This window comes from Pseudomonas duriflava, assembly GCF_007830155.1.
GTDB lineage: Bacteria > Pseudomonadota > Gammaproteobacteria > Pseudomonadales > Pseudomonadaceae > Chryseomonas > Chryseomonas duriflava.
Genome location: NZ_VLKY01000001.1, coordinates 446546 through 469097, shown reverse-complemented (window position 1 = coordinate 469097; position 22552 = coordinate 446546). Strand labels below are relative to the sequence as shown.

Here is a 22552-nt window from a genome sequence, read left to right as displayed (position 1 = left end):
AAAGGCCGCATATTTTAAGGATAATCCAAGCGATTGCAAACTCTTTTTCCCCAACGGATGATAGGTCGACGCGTTTCCAGCCTCAACCTAACTCCCATCAAAGCTTTGGCATACCGCCCGGGAACATGCCTCCCATGCCACGCATGAGCTTGGACAACCCGCCCTTGGCCGTAACCTTTTTCATCATTTTCTGCATTTGCTTGTGCTGTTTTATCAAGCGCCCTACGTCCTGAACCTGGGTACCGGAGCCCATGGCAATACGACGCTTGCGCGATCCGCTTATCATCTCAGGGTCGCGCCGCTCGGCAGGCGTCATCGAGTCGATGATGGCTTCCATCTGCTTGAAATGCTTTTCAGCCGTGCCCTGAACATTACCCATCTGCGATAGGTTGACCCCACCCATCATCGTCGGCAACTTATCCATTAGCGATCCTAGACCGCCCATGTTTTTCATCTGACGAAGCTGATCACGAAAGTCTTCTAGATCAAAGCCCTTTCCTTTCTTAAGCTTTTTGGCCAGTTTGTCGGCCTTTTCCTTATCCAGCGTCTGCTCGGCTTGCTCGATAAGGCTTAGTACATCGCCCATACCGAGAATACGAGAGGCGATACGATCGGGATGGAAGGGATCAAGCGCTTCGCTTTTCTCTCCCATCCCTAAAAACTTAATCGGCTTCCCTGTAATAGCCCGCACGGAAAGGGCAGCACCGCCGCGAGCATCGCCATCCACCTTAGTGAGTACAACACCTGTTAGCGGTAGCGCGTCATTAAAGGCCTTAGCAGTATTGGCAGCATCCTGACCGGTCATCGCGTCGACAACAAACAGGGTTTCGGCCGGCTTGATAGCCGAATGAACCTGCTGGATCTCCGCCATCATGTCAGCATCGATATGCAAGCGCCCTGCGGTATCCACGATCACTACATCAATGAACTTTAGCTTTGCCTCGCGTACCGCCGCTTCAGCAATCGCTACGGGCTTTTGGCTGATATCGGACGGATAGAAGGCAACACCTACATCATCGGCCAAGGTTTGCAGCTGCTTGATAGCCGCCGGGCGGTAAACGTCAGCCGACACGACCAGAACACTTTTCTTCTTGCGCTCTTTTAGAAATCGAGCCAGCTTACCAACCGTCGTGGTCTTACCTGCCCCTTGCAGACCAGCCATTAGAATCACGGCTGGCGGCGAGACGTTGAGTGCCAAGTCCTCATTAGCCGCGCCCATCAGCTCTTCAAGCTCGGCCCGTACGATCTTCACGAACGCCTGGCCGGGGGTTAGGCTTTTTGAAACTTCGGTCCCTACGGCACGCTCCTTGACCTTATTGACGAAATCCTTGACGACAGGTAGGGCGACATCCGCCTCAAGCAGCGCCATGCGGACTTCGCGCAGCGTGTCCTTGATGTTGTCTTCAGTCAGTTTAGCCTTACCAGTAATATGGCGGAGGCTCTGGGAAAGTCTATCTGTCAGGTTTTCAAACATGGAAATGCGTCCAAGACTGGCGGCAGATCGCGAAGTATACCGAAGAGGCAGGAGCCTGGCACTGTCGACAGGCTTCCGCCCATACAACCTTCTGTGCCAAACTTCAGTCCTTTGGATTCCTTGATCCTGGATTTATGTCATCCCTTCTTCCTACTTTAGCGGCTGCCGCTTTCTATTTTGCTGCGATGGTTTACCAAGGCCTCTGCCTGGCTGGCCGCAGACGCCCTAATACAGCGCTTCTCGTGGCACCCGGCATCGTGGCTCTTATTAGTCACTGCATAGCACTGCTCATCCAACTGATTCTACCAACGACCCTGTCGTTAGATTTCTTCGACGCGTCCAGCCTGATTGCTGCTGTCACCATCTTTCTAATGTTGCTGGGCTGCGTGCGAATGCCACTGCATACCCTACTGATTCTTATCTATCCACTAGGGGCCATTACTGCTCTTCTAGCGGAGTTTGTACCTGCCGGCACCGTACAACCAATCGATATCACACCAGGCATTCTGACCCACGTGCTGCTATCGATCATAGCCTATGGCCTTCTGACTCTTGCCGTCTTTCAATCCCTGCTGCTGCTCGTGCAGGACCGCCAGCTTAAAAACAAGCATCCTTCAGGACTTATTCGCAGCTTTCCACCGCTACAGACTATGGAGAGCCTGCTATTTGGCTTCCTGTGGGCCGGTTGGGCCGTATTGTCCCTCTCGCTGATCTCAGGCTGGTTGTTTCTGGAAGATATGTTTGCCCAGCATCTGGTTCATAAGACGATTCTTTCCTGTTTAGCCTGGATACTTTTTGGCGTGCTGCTATGGGGGCGGAACCGCCTTGGCTGGCGCGGACATACTGCCATTCGCTGGACACTGGCAGGCTTCTGCCTGTTAATGCTTGCCTATTTCGGCAGTAAATTGGTGCGTGAATTTATTTTGCACGTCTGACTAGAAAGCGATTGATTTTTCGCCTTTTCCCACTCACAAGCCTTGATGCTCCAGTCGAGGCTTGTCCATAATCTTTATTGCTTACCCAGCTAAGCGTTCCTGCCCCAACCACCCTATTGCGGCATGGATCACCTCTATAACAGGTCGTGTTTCGCATCCGCACAGAATGATCGCCTTGCCTCCTACCCGGACTCCGCAACCGAACCAGACCTTATAACAACATTTGTCTGGGCCACTATATGACTGTCACCGCTTCTTATACTTCAGAACAAACAGCAACGCCTGTGCCTGCAAACTCTCCAGCCCGTGTTGCAACCGCCAGCTTTATCGGCACTGCCATCGAGTTCTATGATTTCTATGTTTACGCAACGGCTGCCGCACTGGTCATTGGACCCGTATTTTTCCCACAAACATCGGCCATTGCTCAGACACTTAGTGCATTCGTTACCTTTGGCATTGCTTTTTTGGCTCGCCCCTTGGGCTCAGCCCTGTTCGGACATTTCGGTGATCGTATTGGGCGAAAATCCACACTGGTTGCCTCGCTCTTGCTGATGGGCGTTTCAACCACGCTGATCGGCTTGCTACCTGGCTATGCCAGTATTGGCGGCTGGGCACCTGCACTCCTTTGCCTCCTTCGGTTTGCGCAAGGATTAGGCTTAGGCGGCGAATGGGGCGGAGCTGCGCTGCTGGCTACTGAGAATGCACCTAAACACAAGCGCGCCTGGTTTGGCATGTTTCCCCAATTAGGCCCTTCTATTGGCTTCCTTGCAGCCAATGGGTTATTTCTCACGTTAGCCCTAACACTAACTGACGAGCAGTTTAAGGATTGGGGCTGGCGCATTCCTTTCATCCTGAGTGCTGCCTTAGTAATGGTAGGGCTCTATGTCCGACTCAAGCTTACTGAAACACCTGTGTTCGCCAAGGCCATGGCGCGCCAGGAAAAGGTACGCCTTCCTCTGACCGAGGCCCTGACCAAGCATTGGCGCCCTATGCTGTTGGGAGCTTTAGCCATGGTGGTGTGCTATGCGCTGTTTTATATCTCAACAGTCTTTTCGCTTAGTTATGGTGTCAAAACACTAGGCTATAGCCGTGAACGCTTCCTGGGCCTCTTATGTTTTGCCGTAGTGTTCATGGCCTTAGCGACTCCCTTATCCGCTTGACTGGCGGATCGTTTCGGACGTAAACCGGTTCTAGCCTACAGCGCTATAGCAGCCTTGCTTTCCGGATTTACTATGGAGCCGCTACTGACCCAAGGCTCAAGCATAGGCGTTGCCTTATTCCTTGTCCTCGAATTGTTCTTGATGGGAATGACTTTCGCCCCCATGGGCGCATTCCTACCAGAAATATTTCCGACCTCTGTGCGTTACACCGGAGCTTCAGCAGCATATAACCTGGGCGGTATTCTGGGCGCATCTGTAGCGCCTTATATTGCGCAACGCTTGGCGGACACGGGGGGCCTAAGCTGGGTGGGAGGTTATGTATCGGCCGCCGCGCTAATCAGCCTTATCGCAATATTGTGCCTGAAAGAGACCCGAGACCAGGATCTTTGAAGATTGCAACCTGGCTCTTGGCAAGAGCCAGGTCATATCGAAAGCTTACAGGCTTACGTCAATAGCCTGAGAAACAGCAACAGCCTTACGGCGGGCCGCCTCGATAGACGCATCTCGCGCCAAGGCCACCCCCATGCGACGCTGCCCAGCTACTTCAGGCTTGCCGAACAGGCGTAGCGAGGTGTCCGGCTCACTCAAGGCTGCCTGCAAATTACCGAATTGCGCTTGAGTGGAATTTCCTTCAACCAGCAGTACCGCAGAGGCAGCGGGGCCGAATTGGCGAATAACAGGAATAGGCAGCCCTAGGATGGCCCGTGCATGCAAAGCGAACTCAGACAGATCCTGGGAGATAAGCGTAACTAATCCAGTATCATGGGGCCGCGGCGACACTTCACTAAACCAGACTTCGTCACCCTTGATGAATAGCTCTACTCCAAAAAGTCCACGGCCACCCAACGCTTCGGTCACCGCCTTGGCAATGCGCTCGGATTCAGCCAAGGCTTTGGGGCTCATAGCCTGCGGCTGCCAAGACTCGTGGTAATCTCCTTTTACCTGACGGTGTCCGATAGGTTCACAAAAAGACGTACCGTCAACATGCCGCACTGTTAGCAGTGTAATTTCATAATCGAAGTCGACGAAGCCTTCGACTATAACGCGTCCCTTACCTGCACGACCACCTTCTTGCGCATAGTCCCAAGCCGCCTGGATATCATCCTGGCTTTTGATAACGCTCTGCCCTTTCCCGGAGGAGCTCATGATCGGCTTGACTACGCAAGGCATTCCTACAGAGGCAACCGCAGCCGCATACTCTTCAAACGTATCGGCAAAATGGTAAGGCGACGTTGGAACCCTCAACTCTTCGGCAGCCAGGCGACGAATGCCTTCACGATTCATAGTTAACTGTGCGGCCCGGGCTGTTGGCACCACGGTATAGCCTTCGCTCTCCAGCTCAACCAAAGTAGCTGTAGCAATAGCCTCGATTTCCGGCACGATATAGTGTGGCTTCTCCTGCTCGATTACGGCACGCAACGCCACACCATCGAGCATATTAATGACATGACTGCGATGAGCGACCTGCATTGCAGGCGCACTTGCATAACGATCGACAGCAATGACCTCCACACCCAGGCGTTGTAACTCGATCACGACTTCCTTGCCGAGCTCACCAGAGCCACACAACAGAACGCGTGTTGCCGTAGGGGATAATGGAGTTCCGATTCGGGTCATGTAGGCTCCTCAAATACAGGTTATGGTGCGTTAGAAATAGAGCCCGGCTGCACGTGCACGCTCATCGCAACGCTGCAAGGTCTCACGCCGCTCGGCGTTAGTCATGCGCCCCCAATAGGAAATTTCCTGGGCAGTTCGCTGGCATCCCGTACAAATATCAGCCTCATCTAGCAGGCAGACCTGAACACAGGGCGAACGAACCGGCTTTTCCTCTTTGTTGGACATGCTTCAGCTCTCGGACATCAGGGCGGCATTGTGCACATTTTGCTTTCGCTCCGCTCGCCAAACCTACCAGCCTTTCACTCATTTAAAGAGCGTGAACTAGCACAACGGTCCTGGCGGTTTATACAGAGAGATATCTGCATCATAAAGTACATTGACCAGCTCGACGATAATGGCTGCCGTAAGCCCCCAGATCCGGTATTCCCCGTACTGATAACTAGGAACATAACAACACCTACCCTGCTCATCCATACGAGGCGTCACATCGGGCGGCACCTCACAAAGAAAGCTTAGCGGTACCGTAAACACAGCCGCAATCTCAGCGTCATTGGGTGTGTAATCTATAAACTCAGGGATAAGGCCAACATACGGCGTAACCTTGATCCCGAAATGGGAAATCAATGGACTCAGCGGCCCTACAACTTCGACAAGCCCCGGCGGTAGCCCAATTTCTTCATAGGCTTCACGCAGAGCTGTGTGAATAAGGCTGGGGTCTTCAGGATCGCGCCGGCCACCTGGTAGCGCCACCTCTCCGCCATGGGTAGACAAATGGCTGGCACGTAATGTCAGTACCAGTTCTGGATCATCGCCACGAATAATCGGCAGCAACACAGCGGCTTCCGGATAGGAACGATCAATCTCCAGATGACGCGGCTTATAGCTCCGCAATCGATGGAGCAATTCATCCACGATGCTTTCTCCACGCGCTTACATTCAAGCATCATGGCATGGAATATCCAGCTTGCCCAACCCTCTTGCACGTTGAATAAGCACCTCGCAAGATGGCGAGATTACCGAGGAGGCATTATGAAGTTCTGCAATTATTGCGGCGGCGCTCTAGCACAACGCATTCCTGCCGGGGACTCGCGCCTTCGTCATGTATGTACACAGTGCCATACTGTGCACTATCAAAACCCTCGCATCGTTGCAGGATGCTTACCTATCTGGGAAAACAAAATATTGCTGTGCCGTCGGGCAATTGAGCCACGCCGAGGCTTTTGGACGTTACCAGCCGGCTTTATGGAAAATGGAGAAACCATCGAGCAGGCGGCAGCTCGAGAAACCCGGGAAGAAGCTTGCGCTCAGGTGATCAACCTACAACTGTATGCTTTGTTCGACCTGCCTCATATCAACCAGGTGTATATGCTTTTCCGAGGAGAACTGCGAGACGGCCTTTTCGGGACGGGCGAAGAAAGCCTGGAAACTGCTCTTTTTGAGGAAGCCGATATCCCTTGGTCGTCACTTGCTTTCCCAGCTATTGCACGTACCCTAGAATGCTATTTCGCTGATCGGCGAAACGGCTATTACAGTGTCCATCATGAAGGCATGGCTCCCATGCCAGAGCGCTGATCAGTAGTCGTAACTATTCCTATACACTTATAAAACAGCAACGTGCTTTGGCTGCTTATTGCAGTCGTTTAGCTGGGGATCACTTTTCACATGCGCTGGATGTATTGGCTGGTCGCTTTTTATTGTCTTGCATTCACTACCTTAGGCGCTGCAAGCACAACAGTTACTCTTAGTGGACGTACCATCGACAAGGTACTTGTAGTGAAATCCCAGAACCGCCTGGAGCTGCTCAGCAAAGGAGATGTCGTCAAAAGCTACCGGGTTTCACTTGGTAAATATCCAAAGGGACCGAAACTGCGTGAAGGGGACCAGAGAACTCCAGAGGGCTTTTATTGGATTGACTGGCGCAAGAAAAGTGATAAGTACAATTTGGCCATGCACATTTCCTATCCCAACGCCCGGGATGTGGCTCGCGCCAAGGAGCAAGGCGTACCGCCTGGCAACATGATCATGATCCATGGCACCCCTTTGGATGAGGAATATCCAGAATGGTATTTTTCATCGCTCAACTGGACGAACGGCTGCATCGCCTTGACTAATGCGGACATGCAAGAAGTATGGACATTGGTCAAGGATGGCACGCTAATTGAAATCCAACCCTGACATCTAAAAAGCCATATCAGTTAAACGCCAGACATCGAACGCTGGCACTTCGTAAGGGTGTGCTTTTTTCAAGGCCTTGACGGCATCGTGAATCACGGTGTCGTCACATACCATCTCTACTTTCCATTCCGGTACAGTTTCGACCCAGCCAGCCTGCCCTAAATAAGGGCGACTGCCTTGCAAAGGACGGAACTGCCCCTGACCGAGCACTTGCCAACAACAACTGTCGTAATTACCGATCCGCCCTGCACCCACTTCGAAAACGGCGGTCTTTACAGCGTCCAAATGGCTGTCAGGCACATAAAAACACAGCTTGTACATTAAGGCTCTCCACGGACAGACGGCTTTCGAGACAAGATACCCCGAAAGGGTGCCGCTTTTTTTTATGAATTCTAACGATATTCCTTCAAAGAAAAGCCCCCCGGGACAATTTAATCGTCACGGAGGGCAATCGCTCACATTAACAAGGTGAACACGAGCAGGTCTTAATCGACCCAGACACGTGCGTTACGGAACATACGCATCCAACCGCCATCTTCGCCCTGCCAGTCGCGTGGAATCCACGAGTTCTGAACCGCACGGAAGACACGCTCAGGGTGCGGCATCATGACAGTGACGCGACCGTCGCGGCTGGTTAAGCCGGTAATACCCAGCGGCGAGCCATTGGGATTCGCTGGATAGGTCTCGGTCACACGTCCGTGGTTGTCGACAAAGCGTAACGACACAGTGCCCGAGGCGTCCGACGCTTGCAGCGCAGCGGCATCTTTGTACTCAGCATGACCTTCACCATGAGCAATAGCTATAGGCATACGAGAGCCTGCCATTCCTGCAAAGAACAGAGACGGCGACTCCTGTACCTGCAGCATGGCGATACGCGCCTCGAACTGCTCCGAGCGATTACGCACGAAGCGAGGCCAGAACTCACTTCCCGGCACCAGCTCACGCAAGTTGGATACCATCTGGCAGCCATTGCAAACGCCTAGTGTGAAACTGTCAGTACGTTCGAAAAATTGCTGGAACGCATCCCGAGCCCGGGCATTAAATAGAATGGACTTGGCCCACCCCTCGCCAGCCCCTAAAACGTCTCCATAGGAGAAGCCACCACAGGCGACTACACCTTTAAAGCTGTTCAGGTCGACGCGACCGGCCAGGATATCGCTCATGTGCACGTCTACCGAGGCAAAACCTGCTCGGTCGAACGCCGCGGCCATCTCTACCTGACCGTTGACGCCTTGCTCGCGAAGGATGGCTACCTGAGGACGCACACCCGTCTTGATGTATGGAGCAGCGATATCATCGTTCGGGTCGAAACTCAGTTTAGCTGTCAGACCGGGATTATCTTCTTCCAGCAGCGCGTCGTATTCCTGCTGAGCACACTCGGCATTGTCACGCAAGCGTTGGATCTGGTAACTGGTTTCGCTCCAGATGCGTTGCAACAAACGGCGCTCCGCCTTGAATACACTCTGCTCGTTGTACGTAATAGTAACGTCGTAGCCATTGACCGGCTGACCAATAACAGCCACGCACTCCTCAAGGCCAGCTGCACTGAACTGAGCCAAGACCTCAGATGTAAAGCCTTGCGGTACCTGAATCACAGCACCCAGCTCTTCGGCAAACAAGGCACGAACCAGCTCATCGCGCGTCGCTGCCAACGCATCCAGCTTGAGCGCCAAACCACAATGGCCAGCAAAGGCCATTTCGACCAGCGTAGTGATCAAGCCGCCATCGGAACGGTCATGATAGGACAGGACCAGGCCGTCTCTGTTCAGTCCTTGGATGACCGCAAAGAAAGCCTTGAGGTCTTCTGCGTCATCAACGTCCGGAGCCAGGCGACCCATCTTCTGATGTACCTGCGCCAGGATTGAGCCACCCAGACGGTTCTGTCCACGGCCCAGGTCGATCAAAATCAGATCAGTCTCGCCTTTGTCCAGACGCAGTTCAGGCGTCAGGGTCTGGCGAATATCCTGAACCGGGGCGAAGCCGGTTACGATCAACGACAGCGGTGAGGTCACGCTCTTGTCTTGACCGTTATCTTCCCAGCGCGTCTTCATGGACATAGAGTCCTTGCCCACTGGAATAGTGATACCCAGCGCTGGACACAGCTCCATGCCCACTGCTTTTACAGTGTCGTACAGGCGGGCGTCTTCACCCGGATGACCCGCGGCAGCCATCCAGTTAGCGGACAGCTTGATATCGCTGATCTTCTCGATACGAGCCGACGCGATATTGGTCAGCGTTTCACCCACAGCCATGCGGCCAGAGGCTGGCGCATCCAGCAATGCCAAAGGAGTACGCTCGCCCATGGCCATGGCCTCACCGGTATAGACGGTATAGCTGGTAGCCGTTACAGCGCAGTCTGCTACCGGAACCTGCCAGGGGCCTACCATCTGATCGCGTGCTACCAGGCCAGTGATGGTTCGATCGCCAATCGTGATCAAGAAACTTTTGCTAGCGACAGCCGGATGGCGCAGAACGCGTTCAACCGCTTCCGTGAGGTCCAGTCCTGCCCCGTCAAAATCATCACCTAACGCTTCCTCTCGGATAGCCGAGCGATGCATGCGCGGCGGCTTGCCTAAAAGGACATCCAGCGGCATATCGACAGCATTGTTTTCAAAGTGACTATCGGCCACGGTAAGACGACGCTCTTCAGTGGCCTCGCCAACGACCGCAAACGGGCAGCGCTCGCGCTCACAGATAGCCTTGAAGGTTTCGAAATTCTCAGCGTCCACGGAAAGCACATAGCGTTCCTGAGACTCGTTACACCAGATCTCCAATGGGCTCATGCCGGGTTCATCGTTCGGCACGTTACGCAGCTCGAAACGACCGCCACGACCAGCATCGTTGACCAGTTCCGGGAAGGCATTGGACAGACCGCCCGCACCTACGTCATGAATGAAGGTGATGGGGTTCTTATCACCCATCTGCCAGCAGCGGTCGATCACCTCCTGACAGCGACGCTCCATCTCAGGGTTTTCGCGCTGTACCGAGGCGAAATCCAAGTCCGCAGAGCTTGTACCTGTAGACATCGACGAAGCCGCACCGCCGCCCAGGCCAATCAGCATGGCTGGACCACCCAGGACAATCAGCTTGCCGCCCACCGAGATATCGCCTTTCTGCACATGATCGGCGCGGATATTACCCATGCCGCCGGCCAGCATGATTGGCTTATGGTAACCCCGGACTTCTTCGCCCCGCGGAGTTTCAACCGCCTGCTCGAAAGTACGGAAGTAACCTGCCAGCGCCGGACGGCCAAACTCGTTGTTGAACGCAGCACCGCCCAGTGGGCCTTCGATCATAATGTCCAACGGCGTCACGATGCGCTCGGGCTTGCCATAGGCTTTTTCCCAAGGCTGCTCGAAACCAGGAATGTTCAAATTGGAGACGGTGAAGCCCGTCAGGCCTGCCTTTGGCTTGGCACCACGACCAGTCGCACCCTCATCGCGGATCTCGCCGCCCGAGCCGGTAGACGCGCCAGGGAACGGAGCGATTGCAGTTGGGTGGTTATGCGTTTCCACCTTCATCAGGATATGAACCGGCTCCTGATTCGCGCTGTACTGCCGCGTTTCCGGATCAGGGTAGAAGCGGCCCGCCGTAAAGCCCTCGATGACGGCAGCATTATCCTTGTATGCGGACAGAACTCCTTCACGATTCATTTCATAAGTGTTCTTGATCATGCCAAACAAGGACTTTTCCTGGCTTTCGCCATCGATATCCCAGCTGGCATTAAAGATCTTATGACGACAGTGCTCAGAGTTTGCCTGGGCGAACATCATCAACTCGATGTCGTGCGGATTGCGCCCTAGGCTGGTAAAGCTGCTAACCAGATAATCGATTTCATCATCAGCCAACGCCAGACCCAGGGTTACATTGGCAGCCTCCAGCGCAGCACGACCACCACCAAGGATATCGATTGCAGTCAACTGTTTGGGGGTAGCATGACTAAAAAGCCCCTCGGCTTCATCCAGTCCGCTCAATACGAGCTGGGTCATGCGGTCATGCAGAAGAGCTGCAAGGGCCTGTGTATCGCTTTCTGAGAAGCTACCGGCCACGTAATAAGCAATACCGCGTTCGATTCGCTCGACTTTGGCAAGGCCGCAGTTATGAGCGATATCGGTCGCCTTGCTGGACCAGGGCGAAATGGTGCCGAAACGCGGCACTACCAGGAACAGGCGACCGGCCGGCTCCTGAACGGGCACACTCGGACCATATTTGAGCAGGCGTTCAAGTACGCGCTCCTCGTCATCGGTGAGGGTGCCAACCACTTCGGCGAAGTGAGCGAATTCGGCGTAAAGGCCGGTAACGCCCGCCACCTTGCGGGTTAGTTGGTCGAGCAGTTTGCCGTGACGAAATGAAGAGAGAGCGGGAGCGCCGCGCAGGATCAGCATCGTAGGACAGCCTCGGGGCTAGGGGAATTTCGGGGCTGCATATTCTAGCGCAAAGCACTCGCGGAGACACCTTTAGGCGATGAAGGTTCGTGCTTACTGCGGCAAACCGCCTCAGGCCAATCGAAATTATGTATCGATCGCCTGGTATGGCACTTGACTGGCTTTGCGTATACTGCACGAATGTTTGCCAAGCATGCGCTCTGCCTGAAACGAATCGCCTGGATCATGGCGACCGTAATCTTTCTGTTGCTCCAGGGGTGCGAAGAGCCCGAAGAGGCTCCTCCCGTACAGCCGACAACCCTGGAGCGGATACAGAAGGAGGGCGTTTTACGCGTTATTACTCGTAATAGCCCTGCCACATATTTCCAAGATCGTAATGGTGATACCGGTTTTGAATACGAACTGGTGAAGCGTTTCGCTACTGAGCTAGGGTTAAAGCTGCAGATCGAGACGGCGGATAATCTTGACGATCTATTCAATCGTTTGAACAGCAAGGATGGACCAGATCTCGCTGCGGCCGGCTTAACACCGAGCCCGAGCCGGCAGGATAACGTCAATACATCCCATCCTTATCTGGACGTAGTACCACAGGTTATCTATCGCAACGGCACGCGCCGCCCTACGAAGGCTGATGATCTTATAGGAAAGCGCATCATGGTGCTGAAGAGTAGCAGTCAAGCCGAACAGCTGGCAGCGCTCAAAGCGCAAAAGCCCGAGTTGAGCTACGAAGAGTCCGATCAGGTCGAAGTAGCGGACCTCCTCAAGATGGTTGATGAAGGACAAATCGATCTTACGCTTGTGGACTCCAACGAGCTGGCCATGAATCAGGTGTACTACCCCAACGTGCGGGTAGCCTTTGACTTAGGTGATACCCAGAGCCTGGCCTGGATGACAGGAAAGCAGGAAGACGGCACCTTGATGAAAGCCATCAATAGTTTTCTCGACAAGGCCAAACAGGACAACACCCTGCAACAGCTCAAGGAGCGTTACTATGGGCATGTGGACGTTCTGGGCTATGTAGGAGCTTATACTTTTGCCCAACACTTACAGCAGCGCCTTCCTCTGTATGAAAAGCACTTTCGTAAGGCAGCTCAGCAGCGCAATCTGGATTGGCGACTGCTAGCCGCCATCGGCTATCAGGAGTCGTTATGGCAACCGGATGCCACGTCAAAAACAGGGGTACGTGGCTTGATGATGCTAACCAACGATACCGCCCAAGCCATGGGTGTAGCCAATCGACTCGATCCGCTTCAAAGCATTGAAGGCGGGGCACGCTACTTCAACCAGATCCGCAATCAACTGCCTGAAAGCATCAAGGAACCGGACCGCACCTGGTTTGCCTTAGCGACGTATAACATTGGCGCAGCACATATTATCGACGCACGCAAAATGGCTGAAGCGGAAGGATTGAACCCCAACCGCTGGCTGGACGTAAAGCGCATGCTACCGCGGCTTAGCCAGAAACAATGGTATAGCAAGACCCGCTACGGATATGCCCGAGGCGGTGAGACCGTTCACTTCGTACAAAACGTACGGCGCTATTACGACATTCTTACCTGGGTAACCCAACCGCAAATGGAGGGCTCCCAGCTGGCCAAGAGCGGGATGCATTTGCCTGGCGTCACTGAAAAGCAACCCGAAGAGCAAGAGCTGTAAGCCTCTTACTCTTCGTCCTTGCTCACCTGCTAATTCAGGGGTCAGACTGTTTTAGGTTTAGGGGCTTTGCAATTAGCTTGTCTACCGCTTTGGCAGCTGCCACCATGCCAAACGTGGCAGTCACCATCATCACGGCACCAAATCCGCCCGCACAATCCAGCCGTACCCCCTCCCCCACAAAGCCTTTAGCCTGACAAACCGTACCATCCGGTTTGGGATAGCGCAGCTGCTCAGTAGAGAACACACAAGGCACACTGTAGTGCCGTGTCGGATTACGGGAAAATCCATAGTCGCGTCGCAGCAGCGAGCGCACTCGCGAGGCCAAGGGATCATTGTAAGTGCGGTTGAGATCAACAATCTGTATCTGGGTAGGGTCGATCTGACCACCTGCACCACCAGTCGTAATAATGTTGATCTTGCGACGCTTACACCAAGAAATCAGCGCCGCCTTGGACGCGACACTGTCGATACAATCCAGCACCAGGTCAATATCGCTGGTGATGTAGTCAGCCATGGTTTCTCGCGTGACAAAATCTGCCACAGCATGCACGGCGCACGCCGGACTAATGGCTCGGATACGCTCCGCCATGACATCAACTTTGGCGCGGCCGATCTGCCCTTCCAGCGCGTGGATCTGACGATTCGTATTGCTAATGCAGACATCATCCAGGTCGAACAGGCTAATTCGCCCTACCCCACTGCGTGCCAGGGCCTCGGCAGCCCAGGAACCGACGCCACCAATTCCGACAACGGCTACATGACTGGCTGCTAAGCGCTCCAGCGCCTCATTACCATACAGGCGAGTAATGCCACCGAAGCGTTGCTGATCAATATTCATAAAGGCTCTCACTCAACGAGCTGCTCAGTATAGAGCCCTGAACTTGCCTTGTTGATAACCGAAGCCGACGTTCTGCCGTGCATTTTGCTTTACCATAGGTACTTTTATGCCTTCTGCTCCAGGATAAGTCCATGACCACCCTTACCCCGACGCTCTCGCTTGCCTGCGAGCTGATCCGCCGCCCCTCCGTCACGCCGGTAGATGAAGGCTGCCAGGCCCTGATGATGCAACGTCTAGAGGCTGCCGGTTTCGCTCTTGAACCCATGCGTATCGAGGACGTGGACAATTTCTGGGCTCGACGCGGCAACGATGGGCCCGTCTTATGCTTCGCCGGACATACCGACGTGGTGCCGACCGGACCGGTCGAGGCCTGGCAACAGGGGCCCTTCGATGCCACGATCGATAGCGATGGCATGTTACGTGGTCGCGGAGCGGCTGATATGAAAGGCAGTCTGGCCAGTATGATTGTAGCAGTCGAGCGTTTCGTCGCCGATTATCCTGACCATAAAGGGGCTATTGCCTTTCTGATTACCAGCGATGAGGAAGGCCCTGCGTTGCATGGCACCCGGGCTGTTGTGGAGCGCCTGCGGGCCCGTGGCGAGCGGCTGGATTGGTGCATCGTGGGAGAGCCGTCCAGCACGAACCTACTCGGAGACGTTGTAAAAAATGGCCGGCGCGGCTCTTTGAACGGCAAGCTGACTATTCGCGGCAAGCAAGGCCATGTTGCCTACCCTCACCTAGCGCGCAACCCGATTCATCTGGCTGCGGCTGCCCTGGCCGAGTTGGCTGCCGAGTCATGGGATGCAGGCAACGCTTTTTTCCCGCCAACAACGTTCCAGATCTCCAATCTGAATGCGGGTACCGGAGCTAACAATGTCATTCCAGGTGAGCTACAGGCGTTGTTTAATTTCCGCTTTTCAACTGAATCAACCGAGGAAGGGTTAAAGCAACGGGTCGAAGCAATTCTCGACAAACATGAACTGGATTGGCATATCGATTGGGCCTTGTCGGGTCTACCCTTCATTACCGAACCGGGCGAGCTGCTGGATGCTATTTCGTCCAGCGTTCAGATGATTACGGGCCGGACCCCGGAAGCTTCGACCAGCGGCGGTACGTCCGATGGTCGCTTCATCGCCACGTTAGGAACTCAGGTTGTTGAGGTTGGCCCAGTAAACGCCACGATCCATCAGGTTAATGAACGCGTACTCGCTAGCGATCTAGATCTGCTGACAGATGTTTATTACCAGACACTGGTACGGTTGCTTGCATGAAGCTGATTTGCCCTCTTTGCTCCCTACCCCTGGCCACTGCTGAACAAGGCGTCATGTGCGAGCAAGGCCACCGGTTCGACCGCGCTCGCCAGGGTTATCTAAACCTCTTGCCCGTTCAGCATAAGAAGAGCAAGGACCCCGGTGACAATGCCGAAATGGTAGAAGCACGCCGACGTTTTCTTGGTGCAGGCTATTACGCTCCGCTGGCGGAGCGCTTGGCCGGATTAGCACATGAAAGAGACCCGGCCTGTTGGGTGGATATTGGTTGCGGAGAGGGTTTTTATACCGCACGACTGGCCGAAGCCCTTCCTCACCGGGACGGCTATGCCTTGGATATTTCTCGTGAAGCCGTACGCCGCGCCTGCCGCCAAGCGCCTCAGCTAACCTGGATGGTGGCAAGCATGGCTCGTATTCCCTTACCGCCGGCCAGCTGTCAGCTCCTGACCAGTGTATTCAGCCCTATCGACTGGGCTGAAGCCTTACGCCTGCTTGCACCGGGCGGTGGAATACTTCGCCTCGGCCCTGCACGCGAACACCTGATCGAGTTGAGACAACGGCTTTATGACGAGGTACGCGACTATGATGAAGCCAAGCACCTGCAAAGTCTGCCAGCCGAACTAGGCCTGGCACAAAGCGAGTCCTTATCCTTCCGGCTGAATCTGACCAGCCGTGAGGCGCGGTCCGACCTGCTGTCCATGACTCCTCATGGATGGCGGGTAAATGCGGAACGACGTGAGCGTGTGCTAGCCGAACCCTTAGAGGTTACTGTTGCCGTACGCTACGATTGGATTACCCGGACCTGATTACTTGCCTTGAGAACTGTCATGCGCCAGCCTGATATTGAAATTTATGTAAAGGATGCTGATCAATCCGCTATTACTGATTGGCTGACCAACACCCTCGGCCCTTGCAGCGAATGGCGGCAACAGGGCCAAACCCGCAAATGTACGATCAACATCGAAGGCGCCTCCATACCAGTAACCTGGCTACCAAAGGCAGTTGGCTCATGGAACAGCTTGTTATTGGAAAGCGATGCAACGCCTTGGGACAATGATCTGGCCTGTGCGAAGGCAGCCAGTACAGCCTTGGGCATCGAGGTACGTTGTGCACCGGGGGGCTGGGAAGAGCAGCAGGGAGAAGAAGATGCAGATCGTTGGCTTAAGGTACTAACGACAGGTGAAGTAGAAGAAATCACCTGGCGTACCCACTGATAGCAAACAGACGTCGCATTAAAAGAAAAGCCCGGCTGCGGCGGGCTTTTCTTAGCAGATCAAACCTTGGAAACGTCTTCGGCTTGAAGGCCTTTCTGGCCTTGAGTCACCGAAAACTCCACCTTCTGGCCCTCGATCAATGAGCGATGACCCTCTCCACGGATGGCACGATAATGGACGAACACATCCGGTCCGCTTTCACGTTGAATGAATCCATATCCCTTGGCATCGTTGAACCATTTGACGGTTCCGGTTTCACGTTCAGCCATTACCACTCTCCAAGCTTCGCAATTATTCTTTATGCCCTTGCGGGACGCTCCACAGGCTGACGGCAAAAATCATTCGCAAGCTATCCAAGTAGACGAATGACCTTGCATCTATCGCCATCAGCGTATAAAGCAAAAGTTTGCCGTTAAATGCAACAAGTTTTACGCCCAAAATTTCATTTGCCTTTTTTTGGTGCTTTTCACATAAAAATGATGCGAAAAAGCACAAAAATTGTGCTTGATTACTACATATACCTTTATAAATGCGAGTATTGGCTACGCACTCATCACGCCTGTTTTTACAAATAATTTGCTGATCGAACATTTCAACTTAATGAACCTCAGGTCTTTTGCAGCCCCAAAGGCGTTGCGGCACACTGCACGCTTGCATCGTAGGTGATGTCATGATTCGCACCCCCTTCCGCCGCCTAGCTTTTGCTGCCCTGAAGCATGTATTGAATCTTTGGGTGCGCTCTCAAACCATCAATCTGTCAGCCGCTACGCTCAAGATCGACCGTAGCAAACCGGTCATTTATGTCTTACAGCAACATTCGCTCACTGATCTTGCCGTGCTTGATAGCGAATGTATCAAGGCTGGGCTACCACGACCGGTTACTCCCGTCGTAGTGGGCGATATCCTTGAAGCGAACGCTTACATCTACGCAACTCCAGCGCCAGATTGGCTTGGCCGCCCGGTCAAACGTACGGTGCCGACTCGTCTAACTCATCTATTAACAGCCGTTAAGCACAGTACCGTCGAGGATGCCCAAATCGTTCCTGTCAGCGTGTTCTGGGGCCAGTCTCCTGATCGTGAGACCAGTTTCTGGAAAGTACTGTGGACCGATAACTGGGTCGTTACTGGGCGCCTGCGCAAACTAGCGCGAATTTTGTTCCTCGGCCGAATGACACGTGTTTTGTTTTCCGACCCCATTAACCTGCGTCAGTTGGTTTCCCAGAATAAAAGCGAGGAACGCACGCAGCGCATGGTGCTGCGCATAGTGCGAGTGCATTTCAGAAATCTGAAGACAGCGGTTATCGGACCGGACCTTTCACACCGGCGCACATTGATTAAAGCATTACTAGAGGCACCAACGGTACGCGAAGCTATCGAGCGTGAAGCCACACGTAGCGGGTTGTCACGCGAGCGGGCCAAAGGGCAGGCCTTCGGCTATGCCATGGAAATTGCCTCCGACTTTTCGTACCCGGTAGTCCGCTGCCTCGAGATTATCCTTTCGTGGTTCTGGAATACGCTCTACAAAGGAATTCGGGTCAACCACATCGATCGTGTACAGAATGTGGCGCAGGGCAACGAGATTGTCTATGTACCCTGCCATCGCAGCCACATGGATTATTTGCTGCTGTCTTATCTACTTTTCCATAATGGTTTGACGCCGCCGCACATTGCTGCCGGTATCAACCTGAATATGCCGGTAGTGGGAAGTATCCTGCGTCGTGGCGGTGCATTTTTCATGCGGCGCAGCTTTAAAGGCAATGCGCTGTACACTGCCGTGTTCAATGAATACATGTATACCCTGTTCTCACGCGGCTTCTCGACTGAGTATTTTGTAGAAGGTGGCCGATCCCGGACGGGCCGCATGCTCCAGCCGAAGACAGGCATGCTGGCGATTACGTTGCGCAGCTTTTTGCGTAACTCACAGCGCCCTGTTGTATTCGTACCGGTGTACATCGGCTATGAGCGTGTCTTTGAAGGTCGCACATATCTGGGCGAGTTGCGTGGCGCAGCCAAAAAGAAGGAATCTATCCTTGATATCTTCAAGGTAGTCAAAGCATTGCGGCAGCGCTTTGGGCAGGTTTGGGTGAACTTTGGCGAGCCGTTGAGTCTGCCGCAATTTCTTGATCAGCATCAGCCTGAATGGCGTGAGCTGGCTTATGATCAGGAAGCCCGTCCACCATGGTTTAGCTCAGTAACGCATTGCCTCGCCGAGGTAGTCGCGCGTCGGATCAACGATGCTACCGCTGTCAATCCGGTCAATCTGACGGCACTCATTTTGTTGTCCACCCCTCGCCAGGCCATGGATGAAAGTGCACTGACTAGAGTGTTCGACTTGTATTTGAGCCTATTGCGGCAGGTTCCTTATTCACCCTCCGCAACACTTCCAGAAGGCGACGGCCAAGCTCAGGTAAGCTATGTCAGAAGCCTCAATATTCTCATTGAACAAGAAGACGCCATTGGCCGCATCCTTTCTCTAAATGAGCAGAATACGGTTCTGATGACCTATTACCGTAACAATATTCTGCACGTGTTTGCTCTGCCGGCCCTGTTAGCTAGTTTTTTTCAAAACACGCCGCGCATGAGCGTGGAGCAGATCCATCGTTTCACCCAAGCCCTTTATCCGTACTTGCAGGCCGAGCTTTTTATTCGCTGGGACCGTGACGAGCTGCCTGCCGTGATTGATCAATGGCTAAAGGCGCTGGTCGACCATGACCTGCTTCAACAGGAAGGCAACGTCTATAAGCGCCACACACCCAGTTCACGGCAGTTTGTTCGACTATCCCTATTGGCCCATAGCCTTCAACAGACCTTGCAGCGCTACTATATGGCGATTGCCCTGCTTCTCAAGCATGGCCAGAACTGCCTGACCGCCCTAGAGCTAGAGGATGTGTGTACGGTGATGGCTCGACGATTGTCCATCCTGCACGGCCTCAATGCGCCGGAGTTCTTCGACAAGACCCTGTTCCGCCACTTCATTCAGACCTTGTTGAAAGAAGGCGTTCTGCACCAGAACGAAAACGGCAAACTCAGCCATCATGAACTCCTTGGTGAACTGGCCGAGGAAGCGGGAAAGCGCATGTTACCAGCCGAGATCCGCCTCTCTATCCGGCAGGTCGCCCTGGAACGACCTGACGAGATCAGCCTGCCGCTAGAACCAAATGAACACTGACATCTCATCGTCCTAAGAGAAAACCTATGCGAAAACTAGCTTTTTTAACCCTGGCCAGCCTGCTTCTGACAGCCTGTAACGGTGCGCTACGCCCTATGTATGAGCCAGGACGGACAACCTCTTCACCAAGCCCGACAGTCAAGTCGCCTGTTACGCCCCAGCCAAGCAGACCGGCCGTGAAAACACGTAGTCTGGAAGGAAATGCTTATTTTGATCAGGCGGAAGAGTTGCCACCTACAGCAAAACTAACGATCAGTTTATATAACACGGCCACTGGTGATGTACCGGCTGGACGGGTGGCCCAACGCACCCTATTTGTCAAACAGGCATCGCCGATTCCCTTCCGCCTGGATTATGACCCAAGCAAAGTAAAGTCTGGGCAACGCTATGCCATCAGCGCAAGGGTATTGCTCGGCGGCCGCCCGCTATACCTTACCCCCAGCGCCGTGCCGGTCACGCTTAATGGGAATACATCATCTGTCAAAGTACAACTGGTACCGGCCCGCTAGGGCGTTTGAGGACTCCATGAAACGTATCGCTTTTACGCTCGCCTCGTTGATGCTCTCGGCCAATGCCTTCGCACTTTCTCTAGCCAACTTCTCGCAACAGGACTCAGCGAATGCCCTAAAGGATGCGTTGACCCAAGGAGCACAGGTCGCTATCCAACAATTAGGCAAACCCGGTGGGTTTACCAATGACCCTGAGGTTCGCATTGAGCTGCCGGGCAAGCTGGCCAGAGCAGCAGCACTCATGAAACAGTTTGGTATGGGCGCTCAGGTTACTCAGCTTGAAAACAGCATGAACCAGGCGGCAGAGGCAGCGGTCCCACAGGCCCAGGCACTGCTGGTAGACGCTGTGAAAAAGATGACAGTACAGGATGCCAAAGGCATTCTCAGCGGCGGTAACGACGCGGCGACACAGTACCTGGACCGTACGAGTCGTGAGCAATTACGCACACAGCTTTTGCCCATCATCAAGCAGACCACGGATAAGGTGGGGCTGACACAGCAGTACAACAACTTTGCCGGCAGAGCTGCAAGCTTCGGCGTGATCGATGCTAAAAGCGCTAATGTGGAAAGCTATGTGACAGAGCAGGCACTGAATGGCCTGTTCAAGGTTATCGCTGACCAGGAACGCACCGTACGGGAGAACCCAGCAGCCGCGGCAACAAGCATTGCCAGGAAAGTATTCGGAGTCTTGTAAAGACCTGCCGGACCGGGTCTATACTCGATCCGGCCTCTTTCTTAAACCGGCGGTAAGGCCCAATCGATTGGCTCTAAGCCAGATTGCTCCAGAAACTTATTAGTTCGGCTGAAATGACCGTTGCCGAGGAACCCACGATGAGCGGATAAGGGGGACGGATGTGGTGAGCGCAGGATGAGATGCTTTTGAGTGTCGATCAGCTTCTCTTTGCTTTGTGCATGAGCGCCCCACAGCAAGAAAACCAGATGGTTACGCTGCTCACTGACGATTTGAATCACCCGGTCGGTAAACCGTTGCCAGCCTGTATTGGCATGAGAACCTGCCTTACCCTGCTCCACCGTCAGCGAAGTGTTGAGCAGCAAGACGCCCTGCTCTGCCCAATACTGCAGATAACCATGATCAGGAATGGGCAGATTCAAGTCGCGCTTCAACTCTTTAAAGATGTTTTGTAGCGACGGAGGCGCTGGAACGCCGGGCTGAACAGAGAAACACAAACCATGCGCCTGACCGGGCCCGTGATAAGGGTCCTGACCCAGGATAACGACCTTGACCTGCCCCAGCGGCGTTGAGTTTAGGGCATTGAAGATCATCGGCCCGGGTGGATAGATCACCTTGCCGGCAGCCTTTTCCTGGCGCAGGAAATCTCCGAGCTGCTTCATGTAGGGCTGCTCGAACTCGTCGCGCAGTGCCGCCTTCCAGCCAGCTTCGAGCTTGATGCGATCTTCGCTGTCAGTCATATCGAGTTCCTTTTTCTATGCGCCGGACCCTAGAAAAGCGCATCGCCCATGTCAACCCTGTTGCTTGGAAGCCTACCATTGAAAACGGCGCCCTTAGGCGCCGTTTTCAATGGGGCTTAACGGTAACCGGGACCACGTCCGCCATCCGGACCGTCTCGGTGATCGCCATGACCACCTCCATGATGCCCACCGCCACCATGATCGTGAGGTCCCCAGAACGGCCAGCAGCCGCTCAAGACTAATCCAGAACCTAAAATAGCTAATAATGCGATGCGCCTGAGCATATAGATACTCCTTAATAAATCATGGCTAGCCTACTAATAGGTACGCCTAGCCATCCTAGTGTAATAGTTCGCTTACTATCTTTTCACCAAGCGTCTCTGCTGTCGCACCGTTTAAAGGCGCACCGTTAACTACTGCACCAAAAACAACCATTCCATATCCCATATGCTGCTCTACGCAGACTGCTTGGCCCTACTTTAGAACGGAACGGCGAGTTGGCATGACTCTCGCTTATAGGTAAAAGTGCAGGAGCAACCGGCTAGCCGGAACCGCAGCACCACAATTTAGCGAAATAGATGACTAGGGTTCCGACTCACACAGGTGAGTGACTGGTCCGAGAGTCATCGACCTCCGATGAGGTTACACGGCGGGACAAAAGCCCGGGAGAAGACGCGCACTGCGCTGTCCTGCTCCTGCTTGTTCACCATTACTCGGAGGT

Annotated in this window: 21 protein-coding genes, 1 pseudogene and 1 riboswitch; of the genes and pseudogenes, 11 read left to right on the top strand and 11 right to left on the bottom strand. The window is 53.9% G+C overall.

Going from position 1 to position 22552, the window contains the following annotated elements; all coding sequences use genetic code 11:
• Positions 1-97: 97 nt before the first annotated feature.
• On the bottom strand, positions 98-1474 hold the full coding sequence (gene ffh / locus IQ22_RS02190) for a signal recognition particle protein (protein ID WP_145137359.1): 1377 nt from the start codon (positions 1472-1474) through the stop codon (positions 98-100).
• A 134-nt stretch (positions 1475-1608) separates the two neighbouring features.
• Here ffh and IQ22_RS02185 point away from each other — a divergent pair, with 134 nt between their 5' ends.
• Entirely contained in the window at positions 1609-2409 is an 801-nt protein-coding gene (locus IQ22_RS02185) for a cytochrome C assembly family protein (protein ID WP_145137356.1), read from the top strand.
• Between the two features lie 239 nt (positions 2410-2648).
• Positions 2649-3959, top strand: a pseudogene (locus tag IQ22_RS02180) (MFS transporter).
• 45 nt (positions 3960-4004) lie between these two features.
• On the opposite strand, the gene purT reads toward IQ22_RS02180, so the two are convergent.
• The 3 genes from purT to IQ22_RS02165 form a co-directional block, all read right to left on the bottom strand.
• On the bottom strand, positions 4005-5186 hold the full coding sequence (purT, locus tag IQ22_RS02175) for a formate-dependent phosphoribosylglycinamide formyltransferase (protein WP_145137352.1): 1182 nt from the start codon (positions 5184-5186) through the stop codon (positions 4005-4007).
• Between the two features lie 30 nt (positions 5187-5216).
• A complete protein-coding gene (locus tag IQ22_RS02170) occupies positions 5217-5411 on the bottom strand; it encodes a DUF1289 domain-containing protein (RefSeq protein ID WP_145137349.1) in 195 nt (64 codons plus the stop codon).
• A gap of 96 nt (positions 5412-5507) precedes the next feature.
• Positions 5508-6101 carry a CoA pyrophosphatase gene (locus IQ22_RS02165; protein WP_145137346.1) on the bottom strand — a complete coding sequence of 198 codons (594 nt, stop codon included), beginning with the start codon at positions 6099-6101 and terminating at the stop codon, positions 5508-5510.
• A gap of 114 nt (positions 6102-6215) precedes the next feature.
• Here IQ22_RS02165 and IQ22_RS02160 point away from each other — a divergent pair, with 114 nt between their 5' ends.
• Complete coding sequence (locus tag IQ22_RS02160; protein WP_145137342.1) at positions 6216-6758, top strand: NUDIX hydrolase; 543 nt, start codon at positions 6216-6218, stop codon at positions 6756-6758.
• Between the two features lie 99 nt (positions 6759-6857).
• Positions 6858-7361 (top strand): L,D-transpeptidase family protein, encoded by a 504-nt coding sequence (locus IQ22_RS02155; protein WP_145137582.1) that lies wholly within the window; start codon positions 6858-6860, stop codon positions 7359-7361.
• A 3-nt stretch (positions 7362-7364) separates the two neighbouring features.
• Here the strand turns inward: IQ22_RS02155 and IQ22_RS02150 are convergent, their stop codons facing one another.
• Positions 7365-7682, bottom strand: coding sequence for a YqfO family protein (locus tag IQ22_RS02150; protein ID WP_145137339.1), 318 nt, complete (start codon positions 7680-7682; stop codon positions 7365-7367).
• A gap of 164 nt (positions 7683-7846) precedes the next feature.
• On the bottom strand, positions 7847-11746 hold the full coding sequence (gene purL, locus IQ22_RS02145) for a phosphoribosylformylglycinamidine synthase (protein ID WP_145137336.1): 3900 nt from the start codon (positions 11744-11746) through the stop codon (positions 7847-7849).
• A 180-nt stretch (positions 11747-11926) separates the two neighbouring features.
• On the opposite strand from purL, the gene mltF reads away from it, so the two are divergent.
• Positions 11927-13402 carry a membrane-bound lytic murein transglycosylase MltF gene (mltF, locus tag IQ22_RS02140; RefSeq protein ID WP_145137579.1) on the top strand — a complete coding sequence of 492 codons (1476 nt, stop codon included), beginning with the start codon at positions 11927-11929 and terminating at the stop codon, positions 13400-13402.
• 34 nt (positions 13403-13436) lie between these two features.
• Here mltF and tcdA read toward each other — a convergent pair whose 3' ends face one another.
• A complete protein-coding gene (tcdA, locus tag IQ22_RS02135; protein ID WP_145137333.1) occupies positions 13437-14240 on the bottom strand; it encodes a tRNA cyclic N6-threonylcarbamoyladenosine(37) synthase TcdA in 804 nt (267 codons plus the stop codon).
• 131 nt (positions 14241-14371) lie between these two features.
• Here tcdA and dapE point away from each other — a divergent pair, with 131 nt between their 5' ends.
• From dapE to IQ22_RS02120, 3 genes are read left to right on the top strand one after another with little or no spacing between them, the layout of a single operon-like run.
• Positions 14372-15511 (top strand): succinyl-diaminopimelate desuccinylase, encoded by a 1140-nt coding sequence (gene dapE / locus IQ22_RS02130; protein WP_145137330.1) that lies wholly within the window; start codon positions 14372-14374, stop codon positions 15509-15511.
• Positions 15508-16314 (top strand): putative RNA methyltransferase, encoded by an 807-nt coding sequence (locus IQ22_RS02125; protein ID WP_145137327.1) that lies wholly within the window; start codon positions 15508-15510, stop codon positions 16312-16314. The genes dapE and IQ22_RS02125 overlap by 4 nt, the downstream gene beginning before the upstream one ends.
• A gap of 21 nt (positions 16315-16335) precedes the next feature.
• A complete protein-coding gene (locus tag IQ22_RS02120) occupies positions 16336-16722 on the top strand; it encodes a hypothetical protein (protein ID WP_145137323.1) in 387 nt (128 codons plus the stop codon).
• Positions 16723-16781: 59 nt separating this feature from the next.
• Here the strand turns inward: IQ22_RS02120 and IQ22_RS02115 are convergent, their stop codons facing one another.
• Positions 16782-16991, bottom strand: a complete 210-nt coding sequence (locus IQ22_RS02115) for a cold-shock protein (RefSeq protein WP_145137321.1) — start codon at positions 16989-16991, stop codon at positions 16782-16784.
• A 22-nt stretch (positions 16992-17013) separates the two neighbouring features.
• Positions 17014-17313, bottom strand: coding sequence for a hypothetical protein (locus IQ22_RS02110; protein WP_145137318.1), 300 nt, complete (start codon positions 17311-17313; stop codon positions 17014-17016).
• Between the two features lie 79 nt (positions 17314-17392).
• Here IQ22_RS02110 and plsB point away from each other — a divergent pair, with 79 nt between their 5' ends.
• From plsB to IQ22_RS02095, 3 genes are all read left to right on the top strand, one after another.
• Positions 17393-19891: a glycerol-3-phosphate 1-O-acyltransferase PlsB gene (plsB, locus tag IQ22_RS02105; protein WP_145137315.1), complete on the top strand. Its 2499-nt coding sequence runs from the start codon at positions 17393-17395 to the stop codon at positions 19889-19891.
• A 176-nt stretch (positions 19892-20067) separates the two neighbouring features.
• Complete coding sequence (locus IQ22_RS02100; protein ID WP_208733589.1) at positions 20068-20400, top strand: YbaY family lipoprotein; 333 nt, start codon at positions 20068-20070, stop codon at positions 20398-20400.
• 16 nt (positions 20401-20416) lie between these two features.
• Complete coding sequence (locus tag IQ22_RS02095) at positions 20417-21094, top strand: DUF4197 domain-containing protein (protein WP_145137309.1); 678 nt, start codon at positions 20417-20419, stop codon at positions 21092-21094.
• Positions 21095-21135: 41 nt separating this feature from the next.
• Here IQ22_RS02095 and ung read toward each other — a convergent pair whose 3' ends face one another.
• Positions 21136-21831, bottom strand: coding sequence for a uracil-DNA glycosylase (ung, locus tag IQ22_RS02090; RefSeq protein WP_145137306.1), 696 nt, complete (start codon positions 21829-21831; stop codon positions 21136-21138).
• A 116-nt stretch (positions 21832-21947) separates the two neighbouring features.
• Complete coding sequence (locus tag IQ22_RS23305) at positions 21948-22115, bottom strand: hypothetical protein (RefSeq protein ID WP_167654144.1); 168 nt, start codon at positions 22113-22115, stop codon at positions 21948-21950.
• A 287-nt stretch (positions 22116-22402) separates the two neighbouring features.
• Positions 22403-22502, top strand: a riboswitch (guanidine-I (ykkC/yxkD leader).
• The last annotated feature ends 50 nt before the right edge of the window (positions 22503-22552 follow it).

What these genes read in the sequence shown, in the direction of transcription:
- ffh (WP_145137359.1), bottom strand. Translation starts at nt 1,474, where the DNA reads ATGTTTGAAAACCTGACAGATAGACTTTCCCAGAGCCTCCGCCATATT.
- IQ22_RS02185 (WP_145137356.1), top strand. Translation starts at nt 1,609, where the DNA reads ATGTCATCCCTTCTTCCTACTTTAGCGGCTGCCGCTTTCTATTTTGCT.
- purT (WP_145137352.1), bottom strand. Translation starts at nt 5,186, where the DNA reads ATGACCCGAATCGGAACTCCATTATCCCCTACGGCAACACGCGTTCTG.
- IQ22_RS02170 (WP_145137349.1), bottom strand. Translation starts at nt 5,411, where the DNA reads ATGTCCAACAAAGAGGAAAAGCCGGTTCGTTCGCCCTGTGTTCAGGTC.
- IQ22_RS02160 (WP_145137342.1), top strand. Translation starts at nt 6,216, where the DNA reads ATGAAGTTCTGCAATTATTGCGGCGGCGCTCTAGCACAACGCATTCCT.
- IQ22_RS02155 (WP_145137582.1), top strand. Translation starts at nt 6,858, where the DNA reads ATGTATTGGCTGGTCGCTTTTTATTGTCTTGCATTCACTACCTTAGGC.
- IQ22_RS02150 (WP_145137339.1), bottom strand. Translation starts at nt 7,682, where the DNA reads ATGTACAAGCTGTGTTTTTATGTGCCTGACAGCCATTTGGACGCTGTA.
- purL (WP_145137336.1), bottom strand. Translation starts at nt 11,746, where the DNA reads ATGCTGATCCTGCGCGGCGCTCCCGCTCTCTCTTCATTTCGTCACGGC.
- mltF (WP_145137579.1), top strand. Translation starts at nt 11,927, where the DNA reads ATGTTTGCCAAGCATGCGCTCTGCCTGAAACGAATCGCCTGGATCATG.
- tcdA (WP_145137333.1), bottom strand. Translation starts at nt 14,240, where the DNA reads ATGAATATTGATCAGCAACGCTTCGGTGGCATTACTCGCCTGTATGGT.
- dapE (WP_145137330.1), top strand. Translation starts at nt 14,372, where the DNA reads ATGACCACCCTTACCCCGACGCTCTCGCTTGCCTGCGAGCTGATCCGC.
- IQ22_RS02125 (WP_145137327.1), top strand. Translation starts at nt 15,508, where the DNA reads ATGAAGCTGATTTGCCCTCTTTGCTCCCTACCCCTGGCCACTGCTGAA.
- IQ22_RS02120 (WP_145137323.1), top strand. Translation starts at nt 16,336, where the DNA reads ATGCGCCAGCCTGATATTGAAATTTATGTAAAGGATGCTGATCAATCC.
- IQ22_RS02115 (WP_145137321.1), bottom strand. Translation starts at nt 16,991, where the DNA reads ATGGCTGAACGTGAAACCGGAACCGTCAAATGGTTCAACGATGCCAAG.
- IQ22_RS02110 (WP_145137318.1), bottom strand. Translation starts at nt 17,313, where the DNA reads ATGTTCGATCAGCAAATTATTTGTAAAAACAGGCGTGATGAGTGCGTA.
- plsB (WP_145137315.1), top strand. Translation starts at nt 17,393, where the DNA reads ATGATTCGCACCCCCTTCCGCCGCCTAGCTTTTGCTGCCCTGAAGCAT.
- IQ22_RS02095 (WP_145137309.1), top strand. Translation starts at nt 20,417, where the DNA reads ATGAAACGTATCGCTTTTACGCTCGCCTCGTTGATGCTCTCGGCCAAT.
- ung (WP_145137306.1), bottom strand. Translation starts at nt 21,831, where the DNA reads ATGACTGACAGCGAAGATCGCATCAAGCTCGAAGCTGGCTGGAAGGCG.
- IQ22_RS23305 (WP_167654144.1), bottom strand. Translation starts at nt 22,115, where the DNA reads ATGCTCAGGCGCATCGCATTATTAGCTATTTTAGGTTCTGGATTAGTC.